Annotated in this window: 19 protein-coding genes and 1 pseudogene; 5 read left to right on the plus strand and 15 right to left on the minus strand. The window is 43.9% G+C overall.

All coding sequences use genetic code 11. The features are described from left to right. Positions 1 to 14: 14 nt before the first annotated feature. Positions 15 to 278 carry a sulfiredoxin gene (locus F6K51_RS03375; protein WP_075895955.1) on the minus strand — a complete coding sequence of 88 codons (264 nt, stop codon included), beginning with the start codon at positions 276 to 278 and terminating at the stop codon, positions 15 to 17. 183 nt (positions 279 to 461) lie between these two features. Between F6K51_RS03375 and F6K51_RS03380 the strand changes: the two genes are divergently transcribed. Next, positions 462 to 1,502 carry an agmatinase family protein gene (locus tag F6K51_RS03380; protein WP_293018065.1) on the plus strand — a complete coding sequence of 347 codons (1,041 nt, stop codon included), beginning with the start codon at positions 462 to 464 and terminating at the stop codon, positions 1,500 to 1,502. A 130-nt stretch (positions 1,503 to 1,632) separates the two neighbouring features. Here F6K51_RS03380 and speY read toward each other — a convergent pair whose 3' ends face one another. Next, a complete protein-coding gene (gene speY / locus F6K51_RS03385; RefSeq protein ID WP_293018066.1) occupies positions 1,633 to 2,742 on the minus strand; it encodes a deoxyhypusine synthase in 1,110 nt (369 codons plus the stop codon). A 265-nt stretch (positions 2,743 to 3,007) separates the two neighbouring features. Next, positions 3,008 to 5,155, minus strand: coding sequence for a biosynthetic arginine decarboxylase (gene speA / locus F6K51_RS03390; protein ID WP_293018068.1), 2,148 nt, complete (start codon positions 5,153 to 5,155; stop codon positions 3,008 to 3,010). Positions 5,156 to 5,219: 64 nt separating this feature from the next. Here speA and F6K51_RS03395 point away from each other — a divergent pair, with 64 nt between their 5' ends. Continuing rightward, the gene (locus tag F6K51_RS03395) at positions 5,220 to 5,807 is read left to right on the plus strand and encodes a hypothetical protein (protein WP_293018070.1); all 588 of its coding nucleotides are present in this window, start codon (positions 5,220 to 5,222) and stop codon (positions 5,805 to 5,807) included. A 76-nt stretch (positions 5,808 to 5,883) separates the two neighbouring features. Here F6K51_RS03395 and F6K51_RS03400 read toward each other — a convergent pair whose 3' ends face one another. The 12 genes and pseudogenes from F6K51_RS03400 to F6K51_RS03455 form a co-directional block, all read right to left on the minus strand. Further along, positions 5,884 to 8,406: a CHAT domain-containing protein gene (locus F6K51_RS03400; protein ID WP_293018071.1), complete on the minus strand. Its 2,523-nt coding sequence runs from the start codon at positions 8,404 to 8,406 to the stop codon at positions 5,884 to 5,886. A 470-nt stretch (positions 8,407 to 8,876) separates the two neighbouring features. After that, positions 8,877 to 9,023 (minus strand): hypothetical protein, encoded by a 147-nt coding sequence (locus F6K51_RS03405; protein WP_293018072.1) that lies wholly within the window; start codon positions 9,021 to 9,023, stop codon positions 8,877 to 8,879. Positions 9,024 to 9,723: 700 nt separating this feature from the next. Next, positions 9,724 to 9,948, minus strand: a complete 225-nt coding sequence (locus tag F6K51_RS03410) for a hypothetical protein (RefSeq protein ID WP_293018073.1) — start codon at positions 9,946 to 9,948, stop codon at positions 9,724 to 9,726. Continuing rightward, a complete protein-coding gene (locus F6K51_RS03415) occupies positions 9,945 to 11,714 on the minus strand; it encodes a S8 family peptidase (protein ID WP_293018074.1) in 1,770 nt (589 codons plus the stop codon). The genes F6K51_RS03410 and F6K51_RS03415 overlap by 4 nt, the downstream gene beginning before the upstream one ends. A gap of 643 nt (positions 11,715 to 12,357) precedes the next feature. Beyond that, positions 12,358 to 12,864 carry a 2OG-Fe(II) oxygenase family protein gene (locus F6K51_RS03420; RefSeq protein WP_293018075.1) on the minus strand — a complete coding sequence of 169 codons (507 nt, stop codon included), beginning with the start codon at positions 12,862 to 12,864 and terminating at the stop codon, positions 12,358 to 12,360. Positions 12,865 to 12,919: 55 nt separating this feature from the next. After that, positions 12,920 to 13,183, minus strand: coding sequence for a 2-oxoglutarate and iron-dependent oxygenase domain-containing protein (locus F6K51_RS03425; RefSeq protein ID WP_293018077.1), 264 nt, complete (start codon positions 13,181 to 13,183; stop codon positions 12,920 to 12,922). Positions 13,184 to 13,328: 145 nt separating this feature from the next. Next, complete coding sequence (locus tag F6K51_RS03430; RefSeq protein ID WP_293018079.1) at positions 13,329 to 14,063, minus strand: sulfotransferase family protein; 735 nt, start codon at positions 14,061 to 14,063, stop codon at positions 13,329 to 13,331. 94 nt (positions 14,064 to 14,157) lie between these two features. Next, positions 14,158 to 15,063 carry an NAD(P)-dependent oxidoreductase gene (locus tag F6K51_RS03435; protein ID WP_293018080.1) on the minus strand — a complete coding sequence of 302 codons (906 nt, stop codon included), beginning with the start codon at positions 15,061 to 15,063 and terminating at the stop codon, positions 14,158 to 14,160. Positions 15,064 to 15,431: 368 nt separating this feature from the next. After that, positions 15,432 to 15,929, minus strand: coding sequence for a class I SAM-dependent methyltransferase (locus F6K51_RS03440; protein WP_293018081.1), 498 nt, complete (start codon positions 15,927 to 15,929; stop codon positions 15,432 to 15,434). Positions 15,930 to 16,133: 204 nt separating this feature from the next. After that, entirely contained in the window at positions 16,134 to 16,418 is a 285-nt protein-coding gene (locus F6K51_RS03445; RefSeq protein ID WP_293018083.1) for a hypothetical protein, read from the minus strand. A 115-nt stretch (positions 16,419 to 16,533) separates the two neighbouring features. Further along, positions 16,534 to 17,930: pseudogene (locus tag F6K51_RS03450) on the minus strand (transposase). 159 nt (positions 17,931 to 18,089) lie between these two features. Next, complete coding sequence (locus F6K51_RS03455) at positions 18,090 to 18,779, minus strand: class I SAM-dependent methyltransferase (protein ID WP_293018085.1); 690 nt, start codon at positions 18,777 to 18,779, stop codon at positions 18,090 to 18,092. Between the two features lie 921 nt (positions 18,780 to 19,700). Between F6K51_RS03455 and F6K51_RS03460 the strand changes: the two genes are divergently transcribed. The 3 genes from F6K51_RS03460 to F6K51_RS03470 all read left to right on the plus strand — a co-directional run bounded on the left by F6K51_RS03460 (position 19,701) and on the right by F6K51_RS03470 (position 22,521). Next, positions 19,701 to 20,765 carry an Mrp/NBP35 family ATP-binding protein gene (locus F6K51_RS03460; RefSeq protein WP_075905658.1) on the plus strand — a complete coding sequence of 355 codons (1,065 nt, stop codon included), beginning with the start codon at positions 19,701 to 19,703 and terminating at the stop codon, positions 20,763 to 20,765. Positions 20,766 to 20,969: 204 nt separating this feature from the next. After that, positions 20,970 to 22,247, plus strand: a complete 1,278-nt coding sequence (gene rodA, locus F6K51_RS03465; protein WP_293018087.1) for a rod shape-determining protein RodA — start codon at positions 20,970 to 20,972, stop codon at positions 22,245 to 22,247. Positions 22,248 to 22,329: 82 nt separating this feature from the next. Further along, positions 22,330 to 22,521 (plus strand): NAD(P)H dehydrogenase subunit NdhS, encoded by a 192-nt coding sequence (locus F6K51_RS03470; RefSeq protein WP_044493740.1) that lies wholly within the window; start codon positions 22,330 to 22,332, stop codon positions 22,519 to 22,521. The last annotated feature ends 41 nt before the right edge of the window (positions 22,522 to 22,562 follow it).

Genomic DNA, 22,562 nt, shown 5'->3' on the forward strand with positions numbered 1-22,562 from the left:
AAAATTGCTAATTTTCACGCTAAATGCCGTTTTAAGACCGACCGAGGAGCGCGACGCACGCGGCACTTAATGGTTTTTTTTCCTAAACGCTGGTGTGCTTCGTAACGGTGGCAACCGGAAAAACCATAGTATTGCCCATCTACTTCTAACACATCAATGGGTTCGAGCAAACCCTCTTTGGCAATTGATTCCATTAGCGCCGCCACCTTGTTTGGATCATTTTGTCGTGGTAGAGGACGGCGGATTTGCTCTAGGGGAATTTCTTTGATATCTACCATAGTGCTAGTAATTTTTCAATTTAGTTTTGATGGTAATAGTGTTAGGGATTAGGGGTTAGGGCTTGGGTTAAGGGTTTTAGTACCTAATGTAAGTGTGCCTAATCTAAGCATTGCTAATCCCTAATACCAGGATTCCCGTAGGGACGAGGTTCGGGTAGAATAGGAAAAATTAACCAAGGGCTCATGAATCAAGCCACTTTTAATCCTAATGAGATTACTGTGCCCAATGGCTGCTTCTTTGGCTTGCCCTATTCGGTTGAAGAGGCATCAATCGTGTTTCTGCCTGTTCCTTGGGACGTGACCACATCTTACCGAGAGGGCGCAGCAAACGGTCCCCAAGGGATAATACAAGCTTCCGTACAGTTAGATTGGTACGACTTTGATGTACCCCAAGCTTGGCAAACAAGTTGTGGAACTATACCGATTAACTCAGCTATCCAAGACCAAAATAGTGCCATGAGGTTGATAGCTAAAGAGATTATTCAGTATTTAGAAGCTGGTGGCAATGTGGATGATGATGCGATCGCAAAACAGTTAGCCATCGTTAATCAAGCCTGTGCTGCACTCAACAACTGGGTTTACACTCAGGCACTGGAACTGCTGGAGCAAGGCAAGTTGGTTGCCATCGTCGGTGGCGATCACAGTGTTCCTTTTGGGTTAATGAAAGCCCTAACACAGCAACACGAGGAATACGGCATTTTACAAATTGATGCCCATGCCGATCTCCGGCAAGCCTATGAAGGGTTTACTTACTCCCATGCCTCGATCATGTACAATGCTCTGACCCTACCTCAGATTAATCGTTTAGTTCAGGTTGGCATCCGAGATGTTTGTCAAGAGGAAATGTCTTGGGCTCATAGCGATCGCCGGATTGTAGTGTTTGATGACTGGCAGCTCAAAGCTAACGCTTACGAAGGTATAACCTGGGCAGCCCAGTGCCAGGAAATTATTGCTAATTTACCGAATAAAGTTTATATTAGCTTTGACATTGACGGATTAAACCCCTCTTATTGTCCCAATACAGGTACTCCTGTGCCGGGAGGATTGGAATATAACGAGGCAATGTATTTAGTGCGATCGCTAGTCAAAGCTGGAAAAACTATTATTGGTTTTGATCTGTGCGAAGTTGCTCCTGGAGACTCTGGGGATGAGTGGGATGGTAATGTTGGCGCTAGAATTTTGTACAAGCTTGCCTGTTTAACTAGGTATAGGAATACTTTATAGCAGTTATCAATTGGGTCAGGTAAAAAGTTCTAGGTTTTAGGGAGTAGGGAGTAGGGAGTAGGGAGTAGTGATGCATCGCTCTTTCCTAAAGTTCCCTGTTCCGAGATCCGCTGTTCCCATAAATCCTAATTCACCTGACTGCTGTAGATTGGGTAGCCAAATGTGCCTCTTGCAACTGCTCCAGTAAGGTTTTCCGTTGGTCATAGAGGCGTTTTAGAGGACGAGGCGCTACCTTAGCTAGGCAGTAAGCTGTCAGTAGGGGCATAGCAATAGTCGAGTCGCAATAAACCACTACTGTTTCTGATAACTTTTGTGGATCAAGCTTGCACCAAGAGACCGCCTCCGATGGAGTTGCTCCTGACAAACCCCCTGTGTCTGGGCGGGCATCAGTTACCTGAAGAAAGTAATCATGCCCCTTCTCATCAATACCCAAGACTTCTTGAAGATACGGTTCCGTCTGCAACATGAAATTTTTCGGCGAGCCACCTCCCAAGATCCAAATCCCACTGGCTCCCCCATTGTTTTTAGCTGCCAGCACAATTGCTGCGGTTTCATTCACATCCAAGGACACATCAATGACTGGTCCGGTGCCCTGCAACCCTAGCGCTGCTAAATTCATCCCAATCGAACTATCTCCAGGACTGGAGGTATAGATAGGGACTCCTAACCGATAAGCTGCCGCCAGCAGGGATTGGTTTTCCAGTGCCAATGTCTGCTCCCGTGCAGCAATGTACTTACCGCAGAGGTAGTGAAACTCTGCCGTTCCCATTTGATCCTTAAACTCAGGCTGTTCAATGATCTGACGAAAGAACTTATCCGTTGATAGCAGCACGTCATAATCGAAGAAAATGTCATAGATCCGGACAACTCCTTCTTTCTGCAATACCACATCACTAATATCGTGCCGCCCTTGATGGAGTTCCAATCCGATGCCAAAGTGAGCGTCGTGGTAGAGATTGGCTCCCGTAGATACTATCCAATCGACAAACCCTGCCTCCATCAATGGGATAACTGCGGCCATTCCTAAGCCTGCGGGGGTTAATGCTCCTGTCAAACTTAAACCCACCGTTACGTTGGGCTGCAACATCCGCTCTACCAATAATTGGCAGCCTTCTCGTAATCGACCGGAATTGTAGGCTAGAAACGTCTGGTCGATCAACTCTGTGATTGGGATTCCTGCCGTAATCGGACCCGGAGCGATTTTACGCCCTTGCAAAAAGCGATTTTCTTTGGTGGGCATGTTAGTCAAATCACTCGATAAAACTTGCACTTCACGACGGTTCTAACTTAAAGATAAACATTGTTTATTGTCAAGGTTCATGGTTCAGGATTCATGGCAAAGATTACCTTAGCGCTTGTCTGTGCCATCAATCATATATCCATCGCTTTGGCTGTAGGGAGTACAATGAAATGCTTTTCTTCAGCAGAACTTACCGAAAACTGAGCACCAAACCCTATAAGTTGTAGGAAACCCAACAATTCGAGTTACTGGGTAACTCCTGAGCTTAGGAACTCAAATAGGTATAACTCCTCAAACTCCGCTCATAATTTTGCAGCAGCCGTTGAGATTCTGCCAAAGTAATTCGGTTCTGTTGCAACGCCTGTTCTGTGAGGCGGCGCATACCTTCCACCAAATCTTCAGCATCATACTGCACATAACCCAAAACTTCCGTGATTGTATCTCCCTTAACCACGTGTTCAATTTCATACCCTCTGGGGCTTAATTTGATGTGAACTGCATTACTATCACCAAAAAGATTGTGTAAATTCCCCATAATCTCTTGGTAGGCACCGACTAGGAAGAAACCCAAATAGTAGGGTTCTTTGGATTTGGGATTTGGGATTTGGGATTTGGAATTGGAAATTCTCTCTGGCTCCTCGGCTTTGCGCAAAGGATGTAGTTCCAGCAACGATTTAACATCCCGCAGGTCAATAAATTGGTCAATCTTACCATCACTATCGCAGGTAAGGTCAGCCAGGATAGCCCTTTGGGTTGGTTCTTCATCCAACCGATGAATGGGCATAATCGGAAATAGCTGGTTAATTCCCCAGCAATCTGGCACTGATTGGAAGACTGATAGGTTGACATAGTAAATTGATGCCATGATCGTTTCCAGGTCTGCTAGATCATCGGGAACATAGTCTTGTGTCCTGATAATTTCCCGAATCTTCTGACAGCACGCCCAATAAAGCTGCTCGGCTTTAGCCCGCTGAGTAATGCTCAGATAGCCTAAACTAAACAGGCTTTTTGCTTCTTGGTTAAGCTCGATGGCATCATGATAGGCTTCCTGGTAGTTCTCAAGGTCGATAGTACAGTAAGTTTCCCAAAGATTCCGAATAATTAGATGGTCTTGTTCCGTTGTCAGTGGAGGGGATTGAGATTCGACATCACTGGTACTCAAAACATCAAAGATCAGGACTGATTGATGGGATGCGATCGCACGACCACTTTCACTAATCAGTGTTGGTGCTGGAATTTGATGTTCCTCACAAGCATCCTTCACCGCAGCCACAATGTCATTAGCATAGTTCTGCATGTTGTAGTTTTTGGAGGCATGGAAGTTCGTTTTCGAGCCATCGTAATCCACTGCCAAGCCACCACCTACATCTAGATACTGCATATTCACCCCTAATCCCTTCAGCTCAGCATAAATTTGGCTGGCTTCGCGAATAGCATCTTTAATTACGCTAATGGCAGAGATTTGAGAGCCGATGTGGAAGTGCAACAGCTGCAATGACTCAAGCATCCCAGCCTCCCGTAGCTGGTCAATGGCTTGGAGTATTTCTGGAATTTTCAGACCAAATTTAGCTTTATCTCCTACAGAGTTTCCCCAACGACCCATGCTTTGTGTACTCAGTTTGGCTCGCACCCCCAGCACTGGTGTGATGCTTCCTAACGAAGCCGCCACCTCAATGATTAGCTGCACTTCCTCTAGCTGTTCTAGGACAATTATCGGATTATGTCCCAATCGCCTAGCTAAAAGCGCAGTTTCAAGATATTCCCGGTCTTTGTAGCCGTTACAAATAATTAGGGAATCCGGAGTGAGCAATGTTGCTAGAGCAATCATCAATTCAGGTTTAGAACCGACTTCTAAACCAAATTGATAAGGTTGACCAAAATACACGACATCCTCTACCACATGTCGATGCTGGTTGCATTTAACTGGAAACACTCCCTGGTAACGACCAGGGTATTTGTAGCGACTAATGGCTTGGGCAAAACAGGCGTTTAATTGCTCTATCTGGTCTGCCAAAATATCTGAAAAATGGATTAGTAATGGTAGTCCCAAGTTGCGCTGCTTCAGGGATTCTACCAGTTCCAACAAATCCAACGAGCCGCCCCCATTGCCTTTAGGGGACACCATGATATGACCAGCAGTGTTAATGGCAAAGTAGGGTTCTCCCCAGCCTTGGATCTGATAAAGCTCCTCACTTTTCTCAATTGTCCAAGATTGAGAGGTCTTGTGATCTTGGTTATGGTTTTGGTTATGCTTAGGGATTGGAGAACAGGATGAGTCTATCAACTTAACACCATAATCTGTAGGATTTTGAGTCGAGATCTCAGTAGTAGTCTCATTAGTACTCTCAGGGGTTAAATACTCTTGAAACTGGGATTTACGCTGTAGTGTCACCAATAACCTCCTTAAAGACATTGGTCGAACTGACTAGCCATGCTAAAATGCCGTCAGCGTGTTTTTTAACTAATCGTGAGCGTCGATGTCTAAACCATCTGGTCATCAGGCTCAAAAGCAAGATTATTTCCAGTCCATCCAAACGCTAATATACAATCATCAGATTGCTGTTTGGGTTGGGCTTTGGGTTGTTATGGTCTTAGCCGGTAGCATAGCAACTATGGGTCTGATTGATCCTGGACCGATTGAAGAAGAAGCCAATAATCCACAACCAGCTCTGGCCCAACTGCGGGCATCAGCGGCAAAAGAGGCTGTGCCACTGTCTTTGTTTGGTGTTGTTGCTATAGGCTGCGCCAGCGGTTGCTTATTGCTTACTCAGGCTCTAAAATTTTCAAGCCGGAAAACGAAACCGAAAAGACCGATAACATCTAGTGTCAGCAGTAGAAGGCGACGCCGTAATTCTAGACGCCGTAAGGCGACTCGCAAACAACAACCAGTCAAATCAGTACCATTATTACCACCATCACAAAACAGTAGCGATGACCAACAGACCGAGGTAACGGTTTTGCCACCAGAGCCTACTGATCAGACCAATGCTCAAGACGAGACTCTTGCCAACATGATGGATATGCGTAAGCGCCGCTCTCTGTCTTCCTTGATGCGGGATCAGTAATCAGCCGAGGCTAGTGGTGATTTAATTTGCCCTTAATTTGCCCTTTGTTCACTCTTGACGGTTGACGCAAAACCCGTCAATTGTTAGAAGTTCTAACCTCTAACAGGGATTGCCAATCTTTAATCGCTTGCTGTGACCAAAGCCAGTTCTTGCTCAAGGCATCAGGTTGGAAGTTAATCGGATCGTTGGTGAGCACATGTTGCCGTAGCTTGAGGGATTGTTGGGACAAACTCGCCCGCTTAGATCCGTTTTGTTCTTGAGCCGATTTCCACGACCCTAGCGCTAAGCCAGCATAGGTATTCAATTTTTGGGAATTGGTGGATTTTCCAGATCCAACTGTTGTAGATTTCTTGTTGCTACTCCTGTACAATGCGTCATACCAAGCTTGGTTAGCTCGCTCGTATTTGCCTTCAGCGTAATAGGCAAACCCTAGGGCATTACGGTAAGTCCAAGAGTCAGGTTCTTGTTTGACTGCTCTTTGCCAATAACGTCTGACATCATCAAGACTGTATTCATCGGAGCGGGTCTGGATCGACTGCCATGCCAGACGACCTCTTAAGAAACTCACCATTGACTGATTCAATTGTTCTGAGGGAACTTCCTGAAGGGCAGCAGAAGCATCGGGTAATGCACCCCGGTCTAGCAATGCCGTTACAGCTTCGGTTCCTCGAATAATATTACCCTTACTGAATGCTTCAATTGCGATCGCTGTGACGATGTTGGTTTTAGCATTTGTCAAAGTTGGGTAATCACCAGGTGTCTCCGAACCTGGTGGTAATTGTGTCCCTACCTCAGAACCAGGAGGCTTCTGGAAAAACCAAACGCCCAAAAGTACTAAGGCAAGAGTTCCCGTTGCTCCTAGTCCGATCCACAATGGTGAACCTGGTAACCTTGAACCCTTCTGTTTAGGATTAGTGACCTTTTTAGCCTCAACTTCTGCCGTAGTATCCTCAGGCTTTGGAGCTAATTGGGTTGAACCATCGCTAGACAAAGCCGCTGTCAGGGTTGCGGCTGAAGCTTTCCTAGGAGCAGGGAGTTGGCTTGGGGTATGGACTGGTAAGTTCTTCTGAGCAGTGTCTGAGTAAGGGTTTTCCGATAACCCCTCTAAATTCGATGCTGCTATTTTTGATTCCCCACCCTGAGCCTCTGTATTCAGCTGATCCAGCAATCCCTTAATGAAAGCAGCGGGATCGTCTGCTTCTAGTTCATGGGATTCTAAACCCTGTGGTACACCAGTGAGACTTTCATGGTCATACTCAGCTTCTCCCCTAGAGACAAGAGCTGACTCTTCCTCAAATTCTGAGAATGTGGTATGATCAGATTCTGTTGGTGGCGTAAAAAACGCCTCTTCTGGGTCTAACCCGACAGAGGTCTCATGAGGATCGGGCAGGGTAAATATTTGAGTTCGGTCATAACTCTGGTCATCATTGGTCAGGAAACCATCAAATTCCGGATGCAGATAGAGAACAGGTAATGCCCAATAAAGCTGGTTCGAGCCATAAGCAGAAATCAGTCCTTGTCTAGCTCGCGAGAGGCTTAGGTCAATGGGATAACCCTGGTTGATGTTACGGTATAATAATCGGGTTAGGGTCAGGGCTACCTCATCGGGAATACGCTCTGCCATGGCTAGAACACCAGGAATACCCCGCTTAACCAGTGCTTGGGCGAGATTTTGATCGTTACCGTTTTCCTGGCTATCTGAAACAGCTGTATGAGCACCACGACAGGAGTTGAATACAGCCAGCTGGACACCATTATTAACTAACAATCCCGCTAGATCATCACCCCTTACGGTCTCTGTCAAACCAGTTTTTTTACTAACCAGGTAAACATCACCACCTGATTCCCCTAGGTTAGAGTGACCAGCATAGTGGAAGACTTGATATTTTCCTTGTTCCAGGGCTTGGGTTAACTGTTCCCGTCCTGGCTGTTCCAGAATGGTCAGATGAATCGCTGGGGGTCCATTGGGTGAAAGATGGCGGAGTTCTTCTTTGAGGTGAGATGCTTCTTGTAAGAGTTCTAAACTTTCTTGATCACTTGGACCGGCGATCACCATCAAAATTTTCAGAGGTTGATTCGGTGGAGACAAAGGCTTCGGAACTGGTCTAATCAAGCCTTTGGTCATCTGGTAGCGGGAGAAAGCCACATCAGTTCCTGTGGCTAGGGGGCGATCCCCAGCATGGAGGACTTCCCAAGGTAGGCGGGGTAATTCTGTGCCTTTCAATCCCAGACGCAGCCGCAAAACCGACCGTTGATTTTGAGCGATCGCTTGCGCCATCATCCAGCTATCCCGCAAGCTTCCTTTAAATAGGGCATTGTATAGCTCCTGACCCAAGGCAACTAAGTTTAAAGAGGATTGAGAGTACGGTTCTCCCCAAGATGGCATGGCCAAACTGCCATCCACCCCAGCTGCCCTACCCTGCAGGACACTAAATAGGGGGTCATTCATCAGTTGCTTGGCCTGGGTTAACCATTCTTCTACCGGCCAACTGACTTGTTCTTCTGCCAATGAGACTCCCGGTGCCACTCGTTCGATGCGCACCAGATAATCATCATGTTTTCCTAAGGGGGTTACGGAGATATGGAATTCCTGTGCCACTGTTGCCCAATTTTGCTCAATTTCAAGGGATCAATTTTGCTCATAGTGACGAGCTTTGGCTGAAGGTTTAAAAATTCTTGAATATTTGTTTACTATTTGCTTATTGAGGAGTATTCCTTTAGGGGAAAATTCTTGTTGGCTCATGGTATTGATGCCGTTTTTTATTTAAGGTTTCCAAGGCATACTCTGTTAATTGTTTTGAATCAGAAAATTTCCTAATTCCAGCATTTGGGTGCCACTTTACCCAGATTTTTCCGGATTGCTATCACCAATCTCGGAAAAGTGAAATGGTAGATGCACCCTGATTGACACCCCCGGTTCACTTTGGTGAGCTGGGGATTTTTTTTCACTGGGTGGTAAGGTGTTACCAACTATATCTAGCCATCTCTATAGATTTAGTTTGCTTGCTCCTTTTCCTCTAAACACCAACTGATTAAGCGATGCAGAGGTGCGACCCGTGGCGAATTTAATTACGGGTCAAGGGCACCTAAGCGGTCTTGGGGAGGCAGAGGTGCGACCCGTGGCGAATTTAATTCGCCTACGGAAAACGCACCATTACGGTCTTGGGGGTTCCCCCCATGAGCGACTGCCGTGGTTTCCCCCATGAGCGACTGCATCAAGACACAGTCTTAAGCACTTAAAACAGGTGAAATTGCTTTGGCAACCAGCTAATTTCCCCTTTGGTAATTGGTACTCATACCCAGCAGTGGATGTACTGAATCAGTAAGGTTTCCAGGAGAAAGGATTAGGGTTAGGTTGATCGATACTTATGATAAGCGTGTTACCAACTAGCTTAACATCTGAAATTTTCCCCAAGATACTCCTTTGGGGTTTCATCACTGTCTGCAGAGCATTTTAGTCAGCCTGACCCTCAACTTTGCTAATTCAGGTCAACAGTGGCTAATCCTTGGTATTAAGCAGTTTGTCAGTCTTAGGGAGAAGCTCTAGGTGTATTGTTTGAGCTTTATTATGGTTTTTGTAAAGATTTTGACAAGACTCGGTAATTACCGAGTCTTGGGATTTCACCCCATCGGTAGATGATTTTTGACCATAGCTTTTAGGGAGCTAGGGTCGATGGGTGATGGGGTGATCGGGAAATAGGGAGATCCGGAGCATCTTAACTTGTCAAGACTAATGCACAAACCCCCTTATCGACGATAATTACAGGGATTTCAGCCTTTAATTTATAACTAGAAAGCGGGCTTTAAGGGTCTTGATGGGTAAGTCCTGATGTCAGCTATCAGCCGTCAGCTGACGGCTGATAGCTGATAGCTGAATACTTACGTCCTGATTGTCTTCCTTTAAGAGATAAGATCCTCAATCAAGTAACTCAAAAGACTTGATCTCCAAAACCGGACCAATCATCGCAAAGGTCATCACATCCTCTCGCACCTCTCCTGTAACCGTGACCTTCAGTCCCGATTGCTTTAACTGTGCGGGAGTGTCCTTGAGTTCGTAGGTTTCCCCTGAGTCAGAAACCAGTGCCCAGGCTCCTGACCCGATGTCTTTGCGCTCAATCACGCCTGTGATGCTGATCGTCATGCTGATTGTTTCTCCCCTTGAACGGCTAAATAAGCTAGTCCAAAACAGAGCAAGGCATTGGCAATCAGGAACACCCGAGACAAAACCCCGCCTCCAAGCCAGATTAGCTCAGGTGAAACCACAGCACTCACAGCTAGGCAACTGGCCACACCGAGAGCTGAACCAACTGCTAACCACTTCCATTGCGGATGTCCTAACAGTAGCGCGATTAATATAAATGGAATCACAACACTGGCAAATAGAGGGTTGAGAAAACTGCTGCTGCCAATAGCGCTACCCAATTCTGGAATCGAACTGCCCATGACTCGGAAGGGCCATTGGGGTAAGTCAAATATATACAAACCTTTCAGGAAGAATAATCCTGAACTCCCGGCTACTAAGCCAGTGGCAAGAGACCAACTCCAAGTAAAGGGAAAATAATTGCGCAAGAACCAGGCCAGCAGGTAAGAACCTAGTACCATAGCAATCTTCGGCCAGAGGGCGATCACACCACCGTCAATCCAAAAGCGAGGATTGAGATAGCCGTTATCCCGTAACCAGCGGAAGAAGTCTTGGAAGGTAATTTGTCCTTTCAGAGCCAGTTTAACCGCAGCACCAGCATCCAATTGTCCAGCACCATAGTGGTTTAGGGGGTCATCTTCTATAGCTCGGGTGGACTGCTTGAGTACATTCAATACATCAGCAGGGTCTTGAATCCCAGTAGCTTTGATTAAAGCTGCCACACCAGCTACGTGAGGCGATGCCATACTGGTGCCTTGGAAGCCAGCAAATACAGGGCTGCCTGTGTCTCCATCAATCGTCTCTTGCAAAATCTTACCATTTTCACTGCCACCAGGGGCTGAGATATCTACCCCAGCACCAAAGTTAGAGTAGGGAGCTTTCAGACCTGCGGAATCAAGGGCAGAAACACCAATAACATGGGGATAGCGGGCAGGATAAGCGGCAGCATTTTGGTTAGAGTTACCAGCAGCAGCCACTAGGACAACACCTTTGTGATAGGCATAGTCGATTGCCTCTGCCATCAGATTGCTTTCACCAGCCCCCCCTAAACTCATGTTGATCACATCTACCTCATGATCAGCAGCAAAGCGAATCGCTTCTGCAATATCAGCCACTGTACCACCACCATTAGCTGCCAATACCTTCAGGGGCATCAGGGTAGCTTCGTAAGCAACTCCGGCAACACCGTAACCATTGTTGGTAGATTGGGCAATGGTACCAGCTACGTGAGTACCGTGACCTTGATCATCCCATGCTTCAATCCGGTCATTGACAAAGTCGTAGCCTTCAACAAATTCAGTATCTTTCAAATCCGGGACTGCGCTGACCCCGGTGTCAATCACTGCTACTGTTACGCCACTACCCTTGGTGTCATCCCAGGCAGATTCTACATTAATGCTGCGCAGGTTCCACTGCTTGCCATAGTCAGGGTCATTGGGAACCTCGAAAGCACTATAGGTATAGTTCGGTTCAATATATTCTGTTGCTTGGGATAGTCCTGATTGTTTCAGGGTATTCAGCAGTTGTTTATCTCCCTTTAGGATATATATGTGATCTGCTGCTGAAAATTCACTATTGAGTTGGGGATTAACCTCGTATTCTTTTGCGATCGCTTGCAATTGCTCATTAAGTTGAGCAGCTGGTATATCTTCCCGGAAGTCGATCACAATCGACTCAAAATTCCCCTGATTTGCCAATCCTTTAAAGTTAAACAGGGCAAAACCCAGCCCTACTACAAACAGACACAGTATCAAAAATTTTCTCATGGCAATCTGTCGCTGGTTTGCGAGTCTTTAATCACCACGATAGCTTATATAGCAAAGGGAGTAGGGAGTAGGGAGTAGGGAGTAGGGAGTAGGGAGTAGGGAGTAGGGAATATGGCATCAAAAATTATCACAATTGATTTAGGTACCCTATACCAATTTTCAAAAATTGCTAGCTATTAATTCTTGATCAAGGGTGAAGGAGATAATAGGCAACAGGCAAGAGGCACCCACCCCTAACCCCTCCCAGGAGGGGAAGGCAAGAGGCAAGAGGGAAAAAATCCTGTTTAGCTCCTGATTATGACAAGCGCTATAGAAATTGACCCTGTTGTCACCTGCTCAGGTTGTTGGATTTTGAAGGTGAGGGGGATTTTGTGTCTTGGTTATATCAAAATTGACTCAAGTCAGCACCTTTAAGGAAATAAAGAGCTATTTGAGGATTGAGATGGGATTGTACAGATAAAGATTAATGCGATCGCAAAACGTGGGTTCGCAAAACATGGGTTCGCTCAAGCAGGGGACAAGAAGGGGAAAAAGAAGACCGGGTGTCGCGGGTGGGGTTTAGGGGGTATGGTCAACCAGTGAACCAAGGCTGAGGGGGCGACAAGTCAGCTATTATCCCTATAACTTATCTACAAAATCCTGATTACTTTAATTCTTTAGCCCTACCTGCCCCTGTTTTATTCACCCAAATTGAATTAAAGTTTTTCAGCATAATGTCAGTAGCATTGATCTTTTTATTGGTTCCGATCGGTTCAAACGTTGCGTTGACATCTGGATAAACAAAGAAAGGAATCGAAATCCGACTCCTGGAGAGTGTATGAATCACTTCGTGGGGAGTACTCACAAACAAACCATTTGTCCAAAGTTGCAACATATCCCCCAAATTAATCACAAAAGCATCTTCTAAACAGACCGCATCAATCCAGGCATTTTTAGTATAAACCCGCAGGGAAGGAGTGGGAAAATATTCTTGGATTAACACAGTGAAAATACCGTTGTCTGTATGTTTTCCTGCCACACCACTTTCCGAGGGGTAGTAAATAGTTCGATGGATCAGGATTGGATCATCAAAATAAGGCTCAAACCAATCCGGGTCAAGGTTCAAAGCAACAGCCAGTGCCCTAAGAAGGTGGGGAACAATTTTAGTCATAATTTCCCCTTGAAGCTGATAGTGGGATGCCGCAAAACTAGGGGCTACAGTATCATCAGGAATCAAGCTGGGGCCAGTAAACGGCTTGTCTGAAGGTGGATGTTCGATTGCCTTGGTCAAAAAGTTCCTTGGGATCAGGACCAACATCCTCATGGAGGGTTTCGCCATAAAGGGGGACGTAGCCCCTAGACGTGTTGGGATAAACGGTTTGTTTATCCTGTCCGTAGTCTTCTTTAATGTCCTTTGGCAACTGGAAAAAGTTACGATTTCTGTCGATGGTTTGTTTAACTAAATCGGCAAAAATACCATGATACTTCAAATATAAAAAACCATGTTATAAGCAGATGTTGTAGAGGCGTTTGTGTTCTTCGTTGCCTGAGTGAGTTTTAAGCATTGAGGTATTTGAATTTTGTTAATTAGATAAATGTCAAAAATTTTTATCTATCTTTTTTTATGAATTTTTATTAAATACAAAGGCGCTGTTCGTAGAGCTTTTGGTAGTAAGGCAAACAAAACTCATAAGCTTGCTTTAAATGTTCATGGTCTTCAATTTTGGCATAATCTTTTTTTTCTCGTTCTTTAAATCCTTGACTAGATTGAGTATAATCATGCCATCCACCTTCCCATTGATTGATTTCAGGTTGAGGCTTAGCTTTCCATGCTAGAGCTTCTTTAATAAAAGAGATACCCACAGCCTCACAATAAGCCTTCACCGTTGCTTCAGGTTTTTGGACTAAATCATCTGAATCTATTAATATTGGAACTTTTCCATTCATTTCATTCAATGTTTCAAACAGCCTATTTAGTTCAGCATATCCAGTTTCTTCTAAGGTAAAATCAGGCCAATTTTTAAAAAGTGACGGCAGAGATTTTTCTGGATTTCTTATTAAAAAAGTATTCTCAAAATTAGACAAAAACTCCGGGTTAGCTATATGGGTAACATAGTAGCCCATGTCTTTAATAAAAACGGGCTTATTTTCAGTTTCTTGCTTTAACTTTGCTAAGATTGAATTAAAACTATTTTCAGGATTTAACTCCGCTTCTGGATAACGGGTAGTGTTACGACGCTCTTGACTGTAGTAAAAAGATAACCCAAAAGGTTCGTCATGTACTGAAAAATCCCCTCTTTCTCGCATCATACGCTCAAATGCAGTAGACGTTGATCGTGGCAATGCCCACAGAGCTAATATTTTATCCATTGTCGTTAATTCACGTATTATTATTTTATGCTTTGGATGAAAGCGCCAATAATTGGGTCACATTCATCCTTCTTTATTATCTATATTTTAAAGCTTAATCCTTACTTACTTGATTAATTTGCAAAGATACTCCTACAATATCTTCTAACAGTTTAACCACAGACATTTCTCCTTTGTCGTGACCATATTTTGCCTGGGCAGACTGAAAAATACTTCTAGCTTGATTTCCCATCATTAAAGGTATATTGTATTGTTGAGCAAGTTCATCAATAAGCCGCAAATCTTTGACACACAGTTTAAGAGTAAAGGATGGATCATAATGTCCTGCAAAGATAGATGGAATATCATGCTGTGCAACCCAACTGTTGCCAGCACTTGCTTTAATCATTTCCGATAAATTAGTAAGTGGAATACCAGCTTTTTCTCCAATAACAAGTGCTTCTCCGATTGCACAAGCATTGATAAACCAGAGCATATTAGTAATTAGCTTAGTTATATTTCCCGTTCCTAAACCTCCTGCATAAAAAATTTGTTCTGCCATGGGTTCAAGAATAGGCTTTGCTTGTTCAAATACCTCAAGCTCACCACCAACGAAAAAGATTAATTCTCCTCTTTCTGCCCCATCTACTGCATTGGTTACGGGTGCCTCCAGTACCTTAACCCCCACAGAAATAGCTTCTTCTGCAATTCGTTGGAATGAGGTGGGAGAATTGGTCGTACAATCAATCCAAGTTGAATTGGGACTTAAACTTTTTAATAGTCCTTTCTCACCCAAAAGAACGCTTTCCACTGCTGCAGGATTGGGTAACATTGTAATCACTGCATCTGTTTGACGAGCAACGACTTCTGGTGATTCTGCCCATTTTGCTCCTTTTTTTATCAGGTTTTCTGCTGATGCCGGACGTAAATCATGGACAACCACAGAAAAACCTGCTTCAAGTAAATTTCGTGCCATGGGATTTCCCATGTTACCAACACCTATAAAGCCTATTTTATTCATGTTTTTTTATGTCCAAACAAAAAAAATTTATTTTTGATATTCTAATTATAAGCTGATGTGCATTTAAATTGGTTATTACCTGTTTCCTGTGATTATTAATTGAGGTATCCCAATCTAAATGCTGAACAGCTTAAGCCTGCTTAGATGACTTTCTTATAGACATGATATTGCTTACAGGGACTTATATATTGAAACTCAAAACCACATTCATGCAATAATATTTGAGCCATTGATTCTGGCAAGAGCTGATATTTACAAGTTTGCTTTGCCAAGAGCATTTTATTTCGATGAAAACTATAGTGTTTATCAAACTTATCATAAGGAAGTGGGAATATTTTTTGACTATAAGTTATTTCATCGGGTAAACTTTATTCATAATCCTGATGAACACCTTGAACACTAAAAATTAAGCTTCCTTGATTGTTCAAGTGATTTGCTACATTATGGAAACTATTGATAATATTTTGTATTTTTGGTAAATGGCTACAAAAAATATAGTCTTTTTCATGGTTGTCAATAAAATACCAAATTCCTCCATTGGAAAAAGCTGCATCAAACTTTTTGCACAAATCCATGGTTAATACATTTTCATGGCGTAAATCAATGTTTTTTGGCAGGCGTTTTTGTGCTTGGATTAACATACTTTCAGTGAAATCAATTCCCACAAAATCAATTTCAGGCAATTTTTCAATTAATTTTTCAGCGACTAATCCGGTTCCGACGCCTAATTCCAGAACAGAATTACATGATTTTAATATGTGAGCTATAGAATCGGTTTGAGCTTCGTAATCATAATAACCTGCTGTCATCAAAAGATCGTAATATTCGCTAATGCCAGTATATTGATTGACTTGTTCTTTCAACATTTTTTTCCTTAGTTTTTCAGTTTCACTAATCAGCAATTTACATTCGGGTATATTAACAATTTGTCAACTTTGGGGATGACTATTCATACACCGCGATTGCTTAACCCAAAACATAAAGTATCTGCTCTACACCCAATTTCAGAGCTTCTTTTCCATAGGTTTTACCCCCTTGACTGCGGGCACCACTTGTAGCTGTGTCAACAGTTAACATATCATGGTATAATCAAGTCGCTCGCAAAAACATTCGATTTCCAGATTGGGGAAATTCAAAAACTTACCATCGTGCTTGGGTAACAAATCCAAATAGGCAGCAATGTAATCCGGGCCACAATAGTCTTCATTCTCCACATCTTGGTCATAAGCCCTTGACCATTGATCGTAGTATTGCTTAAGATGGTCAGCCTTTCCAGAGAGCTTGTGGACTTCCTTAGTCGCATCAAAACTATTAACTGTCTTGGCACTTTTGGGTTCAGTAATGGTTGTCTTCAAAATAAATACCTCTTGTTGTTGACAACTTTTGACATCTCTGATGTCTAGAGGGCTAGAAAGTAGTTATCAGCCCAACTCCTATCAAGAGAAACCTCTAGTGGGACTTAAACAAAAATCAACCCCAAATGAAGCCTAAACTGGCTTTATAAGCAGCAAACACCTGCCGATTGTGAGTCACCCATATGTGCTTTGCACACGCTACGCGAACAAAGAAACGAAAAGACATAGCTGTACGAAAAGCCTCCAAGGCTTCTGTAAAAGTATTCATTCGCGTAGCGTGGCCTTTGGCCAAGGTTTGGAACGCCCATCGCCTTCGTAATCCCCCAGTTAACTTATGCCAAAGAATAAAAGTGTAGGCACAAAATACTAGTATCAAATGGCGAACTAGACTTATTTTATCCCTGACTTGGTATTCTTTCAACCCTAGCCAACCCTTTGCTTCCCGATAAAATACTTCCACCCAATTTCTTTGAGAGTAGGTCATTACTCCCCACTGTTTTGTTACTTTATCTGAATCAACATTGGTGCTCAAATAATCAATGTCTGTTGCTTCTTCCCAAGAACTAGCATTCATTACGATAGCCATTGTCCTTTCTCCTTCTAGACCAGATATCTGAGCCTTCACTGTTGCCACCCAAACGGTTTTCGATTTATCGTTCGTTGAGTTCAACTTCCTCAAACTCCTCTTTGGATAGGCTTTTTGCTAATTCGTCTATACGTATTTCTATCTCAATATTTAACTCATTTTTTATAATTAATTTCCGTTCGCGTAGCGTGCGCCTTTGGCGCATTTTTTGCCACTCCTCCTAAATACTTTAGATTCCTTTCTTCCAGTTTCTTCAGAAGCGATGCAGCGCGGTCTTGGGGGTTTCCCCCATGAGCGACTGCATCAAGACAAGGTTGTGTTATTGCCATACCCCGCATCAATTAGGACGATTCCCGGACGATATCCTCGGGCTAAACTCCGGTCAATTAACTCTATCCCTAAATCGGGCTTCTTCTTAAATTCTTCATCTTTATTTCCATTGGGTAAGGAAGTCGCGTGTTGATACAACTAATGGTCTAATGGTAAGCTTTTTTTGCCATCGTAAAGATGGGTTGTTACTAAGACTATTCCATTGTCTGTCTTTCCGATTTCTCCGATATATTGCCTTCCCACTCCGAAGCGTCAAGTTACCACTTTTTCGCGAGTCCTGAGTCGTCCAAAATCAATGCAAATCCCCGACTGATCCGAGGAAAGAGAACATTTGTTCATCAACTCTAAACGGCGTTCATTGATTTGACTCCCTGACCAAGGGGCATCGGTTAAGAAATGGTGTAATCGGTTATAAACTACTCCAATCGCGTTATCAGCCATCTGTGTCAGGTTTTTCCTCTCACTTTCCCCTAATAATCCCCCAATGAGCGTGTCTAAACCCGGTTTTTTGAGCCTTCGTTTTGAAGCAATCATCGAAACGCTTGCACCATTTTTCTTTAGCTCGGGGGCATCGCAGAGGGGCTAGTTTCTCTCATGGGGGCAATTTCGACGTGAAACGTTCTTCTATCATACATTATACCCTAATTTTTGTCTTTTTATCGTTTAAGTCCCACTAAGGCGATCATGTTGGGTTTCATTGTTCAACCCAACCTACCGGCTTCGCCACCTATGCTGCTGCGCTTACCATTCAGCCTTTAGCAAACCCTAAAAGCCCAGTAGTGAGCACCTTCTTCAGCAATGTAAGGGCCGTCAATAATGGAGCTGACAAGCTTGGCCTTGTTTTCAGCTTGGAGTTGATCGCAAACCTCTTGAAAATCTGTGCTGTCGTAATAACTTTTACGAGTACTCACAACCACTAATCCCCCCGGCTTAGTAAAGCGAATCATTTCTTCGAGGGCTGTGGGAGGCACATGACCAAGGGTGAAAACTCCGCAACTAATCGCAGCATCATAGCGATTATCCGGGTAGGTTTCGATGGGTTTAGTCATATCGCATCCCCCGGTTAAATTGCGATAAGCCTGGGTTTTTTCAGCTTCTTCAACCATGCCATGGGACAAATCAAACCCATCAACATTTTGATAGCCTTTGCGACGTAACGCCATACCGACAAGGCCTGTCCCACAGCCTGCATCTAAAATTTCGATTTCCGGATTCCGTAAATTCAAAAACTTGCCATCCTGCTTGGGTAACAAATCCAAATAGGCAGCAATGTAATCCGGACCACAATAGTCTTCATTCTCAACATCTTGGTCATAGGCCCTTGACCATTGATCGTAGTATTGCTTGATATCTTCAGCCTTTCCAGAAAGCTTGTGGGCTTCCTTGATCGCATCAAAACTATTAACTGCCTTGGCACTTTTGGGTTCAGCAATGGTTGTCTTCAAAATAAATACCTCTTGTTGTTGACAACTTTTGACATCTCTGATGTCTAGAGGGCTAGAAAGTAGTTATCAGCCCAACTCCTATCAAGAGAAACCTCTAGTGCGGAAGAGTTGGAAAAATTTTAGTCATCATCGGGTGATAAACCCCATGACAACATTGTTTTCCAAAGTCGAACTCCTTTATTTTGGCTAGGGATGGTTGATCAGGATAATCGGAATCATCGTGATCAGAGACCGGACTGGGAGCACAGCTCCACCAGACAACTTCCTTTAAGAGGTCTCTCGTTAAGTCCATATTTATCCCTAGCATTTAGACCTCTTGTAGAATAACATAGTTTGTGCAAGCGACAAAATTTTTGAGCACTTTTGCGATTTCGATCGGGCTGTAATCTAGCTATCACAAGGGATAGTTGTAGTTTTACAAAATTTTAAGTCGGCCTCGGCGATAGTTTCTCTTCACTATCAACTGGGGGGCAACACCTATAGTATGTATCAATCCCATGAGGTACTTAAGCCGGTGGGTTTTAGGGAGTAGGGAGTAGTGACAGGTTCTATGACATGAAGGAGTTTCACCCATCACCGACTGCATCAAGACAGGGATAATAAACTTGAATGTACTTAATAAGTATAATTAACGCTATAGTATTGATTGACATGAGATTTTATCGGGGTTTACGATTTTATTAAGTACATAGTTTTCAGTTTTCAGGGAGTAGGAATTACCCCTAACCCCCCTTAAGGGTTAGGCTGTGAGTCAAATATAAAAATAATCAAAAATAGTTGGAGACAGTTGGTAACGATCGCCTCAATGGTCTATTTTCTTAGTCTGATTGGGAATCACTGCGCCTCGTAAAAGCTCTACAATCTAACCGTAGCCCCTAACTCGTGGCCTTAGCTCACACACGCTATGCCCGCCTATCTGTCATGCTTGATACAAATTCAGTTTTAGACGTATTACGACCAGTACAAGACCCCGAACTCCAGAAGAGTTTGGTGGAATTAAATATGATCCGCAATGTCAAGGTTGACAACGGTACAGTCAGTTTTACCTTAGTGTTGACCACCCCAGCCTGTCCCTTGCGGGAATTTATTGTAGAGGATTGCCAGAAGGCAGTAAAACAGCTATCGGGAGTAGAAGAGGTAGTAGTCAATGTTACCGCTGAAACACCTCAGCAAAAATCCCTGCCTGACCGCACTGGTATTGAGGGGGTAAAAAATATTTTAGCCATTTCCAGTGGTAAGGGGGGCGTCGGTAAGAGTACTGTTGCGGTAAATGTGGCAGTTGCTTTGGCTCAGTTGGGGGCTAAAGTCGGTCTCCTAGACGCTGATATCTATGGTCCCAATGCTCCAGCTATGCTGGGATTAGCTGATGCCAAAGTGATGGTTCAGAAAGGAAAACAGGGGGATGTGATCGAGCCAGCCTTCAACCACGGTGTCAAGCTAGTGTCCATGGGATTTCTAATTGATCCAGACCAGCCAGTTATTTGGCGCGGACCAATGTTAAATGGGATTATTCGCCAGTTCCTCTATCAGGTAGAGTGGGGTGAATTGGACTATCTGATTGTGGATATGCCACCAGGAACTGGGGATGCTCAGCTAACCTTAGCCCAAGCAGTACCGATGGCAGGAGCCGTAATTGTAACAACACCCCAAAATGTGGCTCTGTTAGACTCCCGCCGAGGGTTGAAAATGTTCGAGCAAATGGGAGTCCCCGTGTTGGGAATCATAGAAAATATGAGTTACTTTATCCCACCAGACTTGCCCGATCGTCAGTATGACCTGTTTGGCTCTGGAGGAGGTGAAAAAACATCAAAAGAACTAGGTATTCCCTTGCTCGGTTGTATTCCCCTAGAAATTTCCCTACGGCAGGGAGGAGATCAAGGATTGCCCATCGCTGTGGGGAATCCAGAGTCAGCCTCCGCTAAAGCACTGGTAGCGATCGCATCTCAGATTGCTGCCAAAGTTTCCATTGCTGCCCTTTCTAATTAACAAAGGCATAACTCAAAAATAGAAAATGGAAAATCACCATTAACAATTTTCTCAGGGTTAATACCTAATAGCTCATAGCTAATATAGGAACCCTAAATAAATTGTGAGAATTTTTATTCTCTACTCCCTGCTCCCTGCTCCCTGTTCCCTATTCCCTATTCCCTATTCCCTGTTCCCTTTGCTATAGCTCATACCTCATAACTGATGGTACAAATTAATAAATTTAATAAATTTAGAATTAGAAATAGTATTCGTTGGCGGCTGTTTTGGGCCCCCTGGCAGGAATTAGACTGGCAACTGTTATTCCTGACTGTGGGGCTGACCCTCTTTGGGGCAGTGATGATTCGCTCTGCAGCCATCGACAATCCTGAAAACTACTGGCTCTCCCACTTGCTCATTGGTAGTATTGGATTGTTCTTCGCTCTATTCATTTCCCGATCTCGCTATCAATCCCTGATCCAATGGCATTGGTTAATTTACGGGATCACTAATCTGTCCTTAATTGCTGTAATGATGATCGGTGCTAGTGCTAAAGGTGCTCAGCGTTGGGTTACCATTGGAGGGTTTAATGTTCAACCCTCAGAATTTGCCAAGATCGGGTTGATTATTACTCTAGCTGCCATCTTGCACAAACGACCAGCTACTACCATTCCAGCAGTAATAGCAGCTTTAGCAGTCACTATATTACCTTGGGCATTAGTGTTTGGGCAGCCTGATCTCGGAACATCCTTGGTGTTTGGGGCAATTACCTTGAGTATGCTTTACTGGGCAAATGCCAATCCCGCCTGGTTGGTCGTGTTGATTTCCCCTCTGGTGTCAGCCATTGTCTTCAGTATATCTTCACCTGCATGGTATACCTGGGCTGCTGTGATTACACTGATTGCCTTCCTCAGTCTCCCTTGGCGCTGGTTGGGAGCCTTGGGTACCCTGGTTGTTAACCTAGTTGTCGGACCTTTAGGAAAAGTCTTCTGGAATCTTTTGAAGGACTATCAAAAAGACCGATTAACGCTCTTTTTAAACCCCGATCTAGACCCTCTAGGAGGAGGGTATCACCTAATTCAGTCTCGGATTGGTATCGGTGCTGGTCAACTTTGGGGAAGGGGACTCAACCAGGGAACTCAAACTCAACTCCACTTTATCCCGGAACAGCATACTGACTTCATTTTCTCAGCCATTGGTGAAGAACTAGGCTTTGTAGGTTGCTTGTGTATTTTATTAGCCTTGTGGTGGTTGTGCCTACGCTTGGTGCTGATTGCTCAGAATGCTAAAGACAACTTTGGCTCTCTGGTAACAATTGGCGTGCTCTCAATGATTGTGTTTCAAACCGTGATCAACATTGGGATGACTATTGGCTTAGCTCCCATCACAGGAATTCCTCTACCTTTACTCAGTTACGGTCGTTCAGCCCTACTAACCAACTTTCTTGGCCTAGGGTTAGCCCAAGCAGTGGCCAATTATCGACAGCGATTGAAGTTTCAATGAGTTATGGGTTATAAGATACTGGATGACTAATAAGTCCAATAGCTCCTATCCTAGTAAAGGAAATCTAAGTTTTTAGGCACTCATGATTTTTCCAGGTTCTATAGTTCGCGTAATTAATGTAGACGATACCTATTATCGCTTTGAGGGGCTAGTACAGCGGGTTAGTGATGGTAAAGCAGCTGTGCTGTTTGAAGGAGGTAACTGGGATAAATTAGTAACGTTTCAGCTGTCGGAAATCGAAGAGGTGAAACCAAAAATTGGTAAAAAGGGTTAGTGGACAGGGATAGATCAAAGAGATCAATAACTAATGACTAA

The sequence above is a fragment of the Moorena sp. SIO3I8 genome (genome assembly GCF_010692325.1).
Taxonomy (GTDB): domain Bacteria; phylum Cyanobacteriota; class Cyanobacteriia; order Cyanobacteriales; family Coleofasciculaceae; genus Moorena.

Bases quoted from the DNA above. Each gene is read 5' to 3' on its own strand.
- F6K51_RS03430 (WP_293018079.1), bottom strand. From the start codon at position 14,063: ATGGATAAAATATTAGCTCTGTGGGCATTGCCACGATCAACGTCTACT.
- F6K51_RS03420 (WP_293018075.1), bottom strand. From the start codon at position 12,864: ATGACTAAAATTGTTCCCCACCTTCTTAGGGCACTGGCTGTTGCTTTG.
- rodA (WP_293018087.1), top strand. From the start codon at position 20,970: ATGGTACAAATTAATAAATTTAATAAATTTAGAATTAGAAATAGTATT.
- F6K51_RS03405 (WP_293018072.1), bottom strand. From the start codon at position 9,023: ATGCAGTCGCTCATGGGGGAAACCACGGCAGTCGCTCATGGGGGGAAC.
- F6K51_RS03470 (WP_044493740.1), top strand. From the start codon at position 22,330: ATGATTTTTCCAGGTTCTATAGTTCGCGTAATTAATGTAGACGATACC.
- speA (WP_293018068.1), bottom strand. From the start codon at position 5,155: ATGTCTTTAAGGAGGTTATTGGTGACACTACAGCGTAAATCCCAGTTT.
- F6K51_RS03440 (WP_293018081.1), bottom strand. From the start codon at position 15,929: ATGTTGAAAGAACAAGTCAATCAATATACTGGCATTAGCGAATATTAC.
- F6K51_RS03395 (WP_293018070.1), top strand. From the start codon at position 5,220: ATGTCTAAACCATCTGGTCATCAGGCTCAAAAGCAAGATTATTTCCAG.
- F6K51_RS03415 (WP_293018074.1), bottom strand. From the start codon at position 11,714: ATGAGAAAATTTTTGATACTGTGTCTGTTTGTAGTAGGGCTGGGTTTT.
- F6K51_RS03375 (WP_075895955.1), bottom strand. From the start codon at position 278: ATGGTAGATATCAAAGAAATTCCCCTAGAGCAAATCCGCCGTCCTCTA.
- speY (WP_293018066.1), bottom strand. From the start codon at position 2,742: ATGCCCACCAAAGAAAATCGCTTTTTGCAAGGGCGTAAAATCGCTCCG.
- F6K51_RS03435 (WP_293018080.1), bottom strand. From the start codon at position 15,063: ATGAATAAAATAGGCTTTATAGGTGTTGGTAACATGGGAAATCCCATG.
- F6K51_RS03460 (WP_075905658.1), top strand. From the start codon at position 19,701: ATGCTTGATACAAATTCAGTTTTAGACGTATTACGACCAGTACAAGAC.
- F6K51_RS03410 (WP_293018073.1), bottom strand. From the start codon at position 9,948: ATGACGATCAGCATCACAGGCGTGATTGAGCGCAAAGACATCGGGTCA.
- F6K51_RS03380 (WP_293018065.1), top strand. From the start codon at position 462: ATGAATCAAGCCACTTTTAATCCTAATGAGATTACTGTGCCCAATGGC.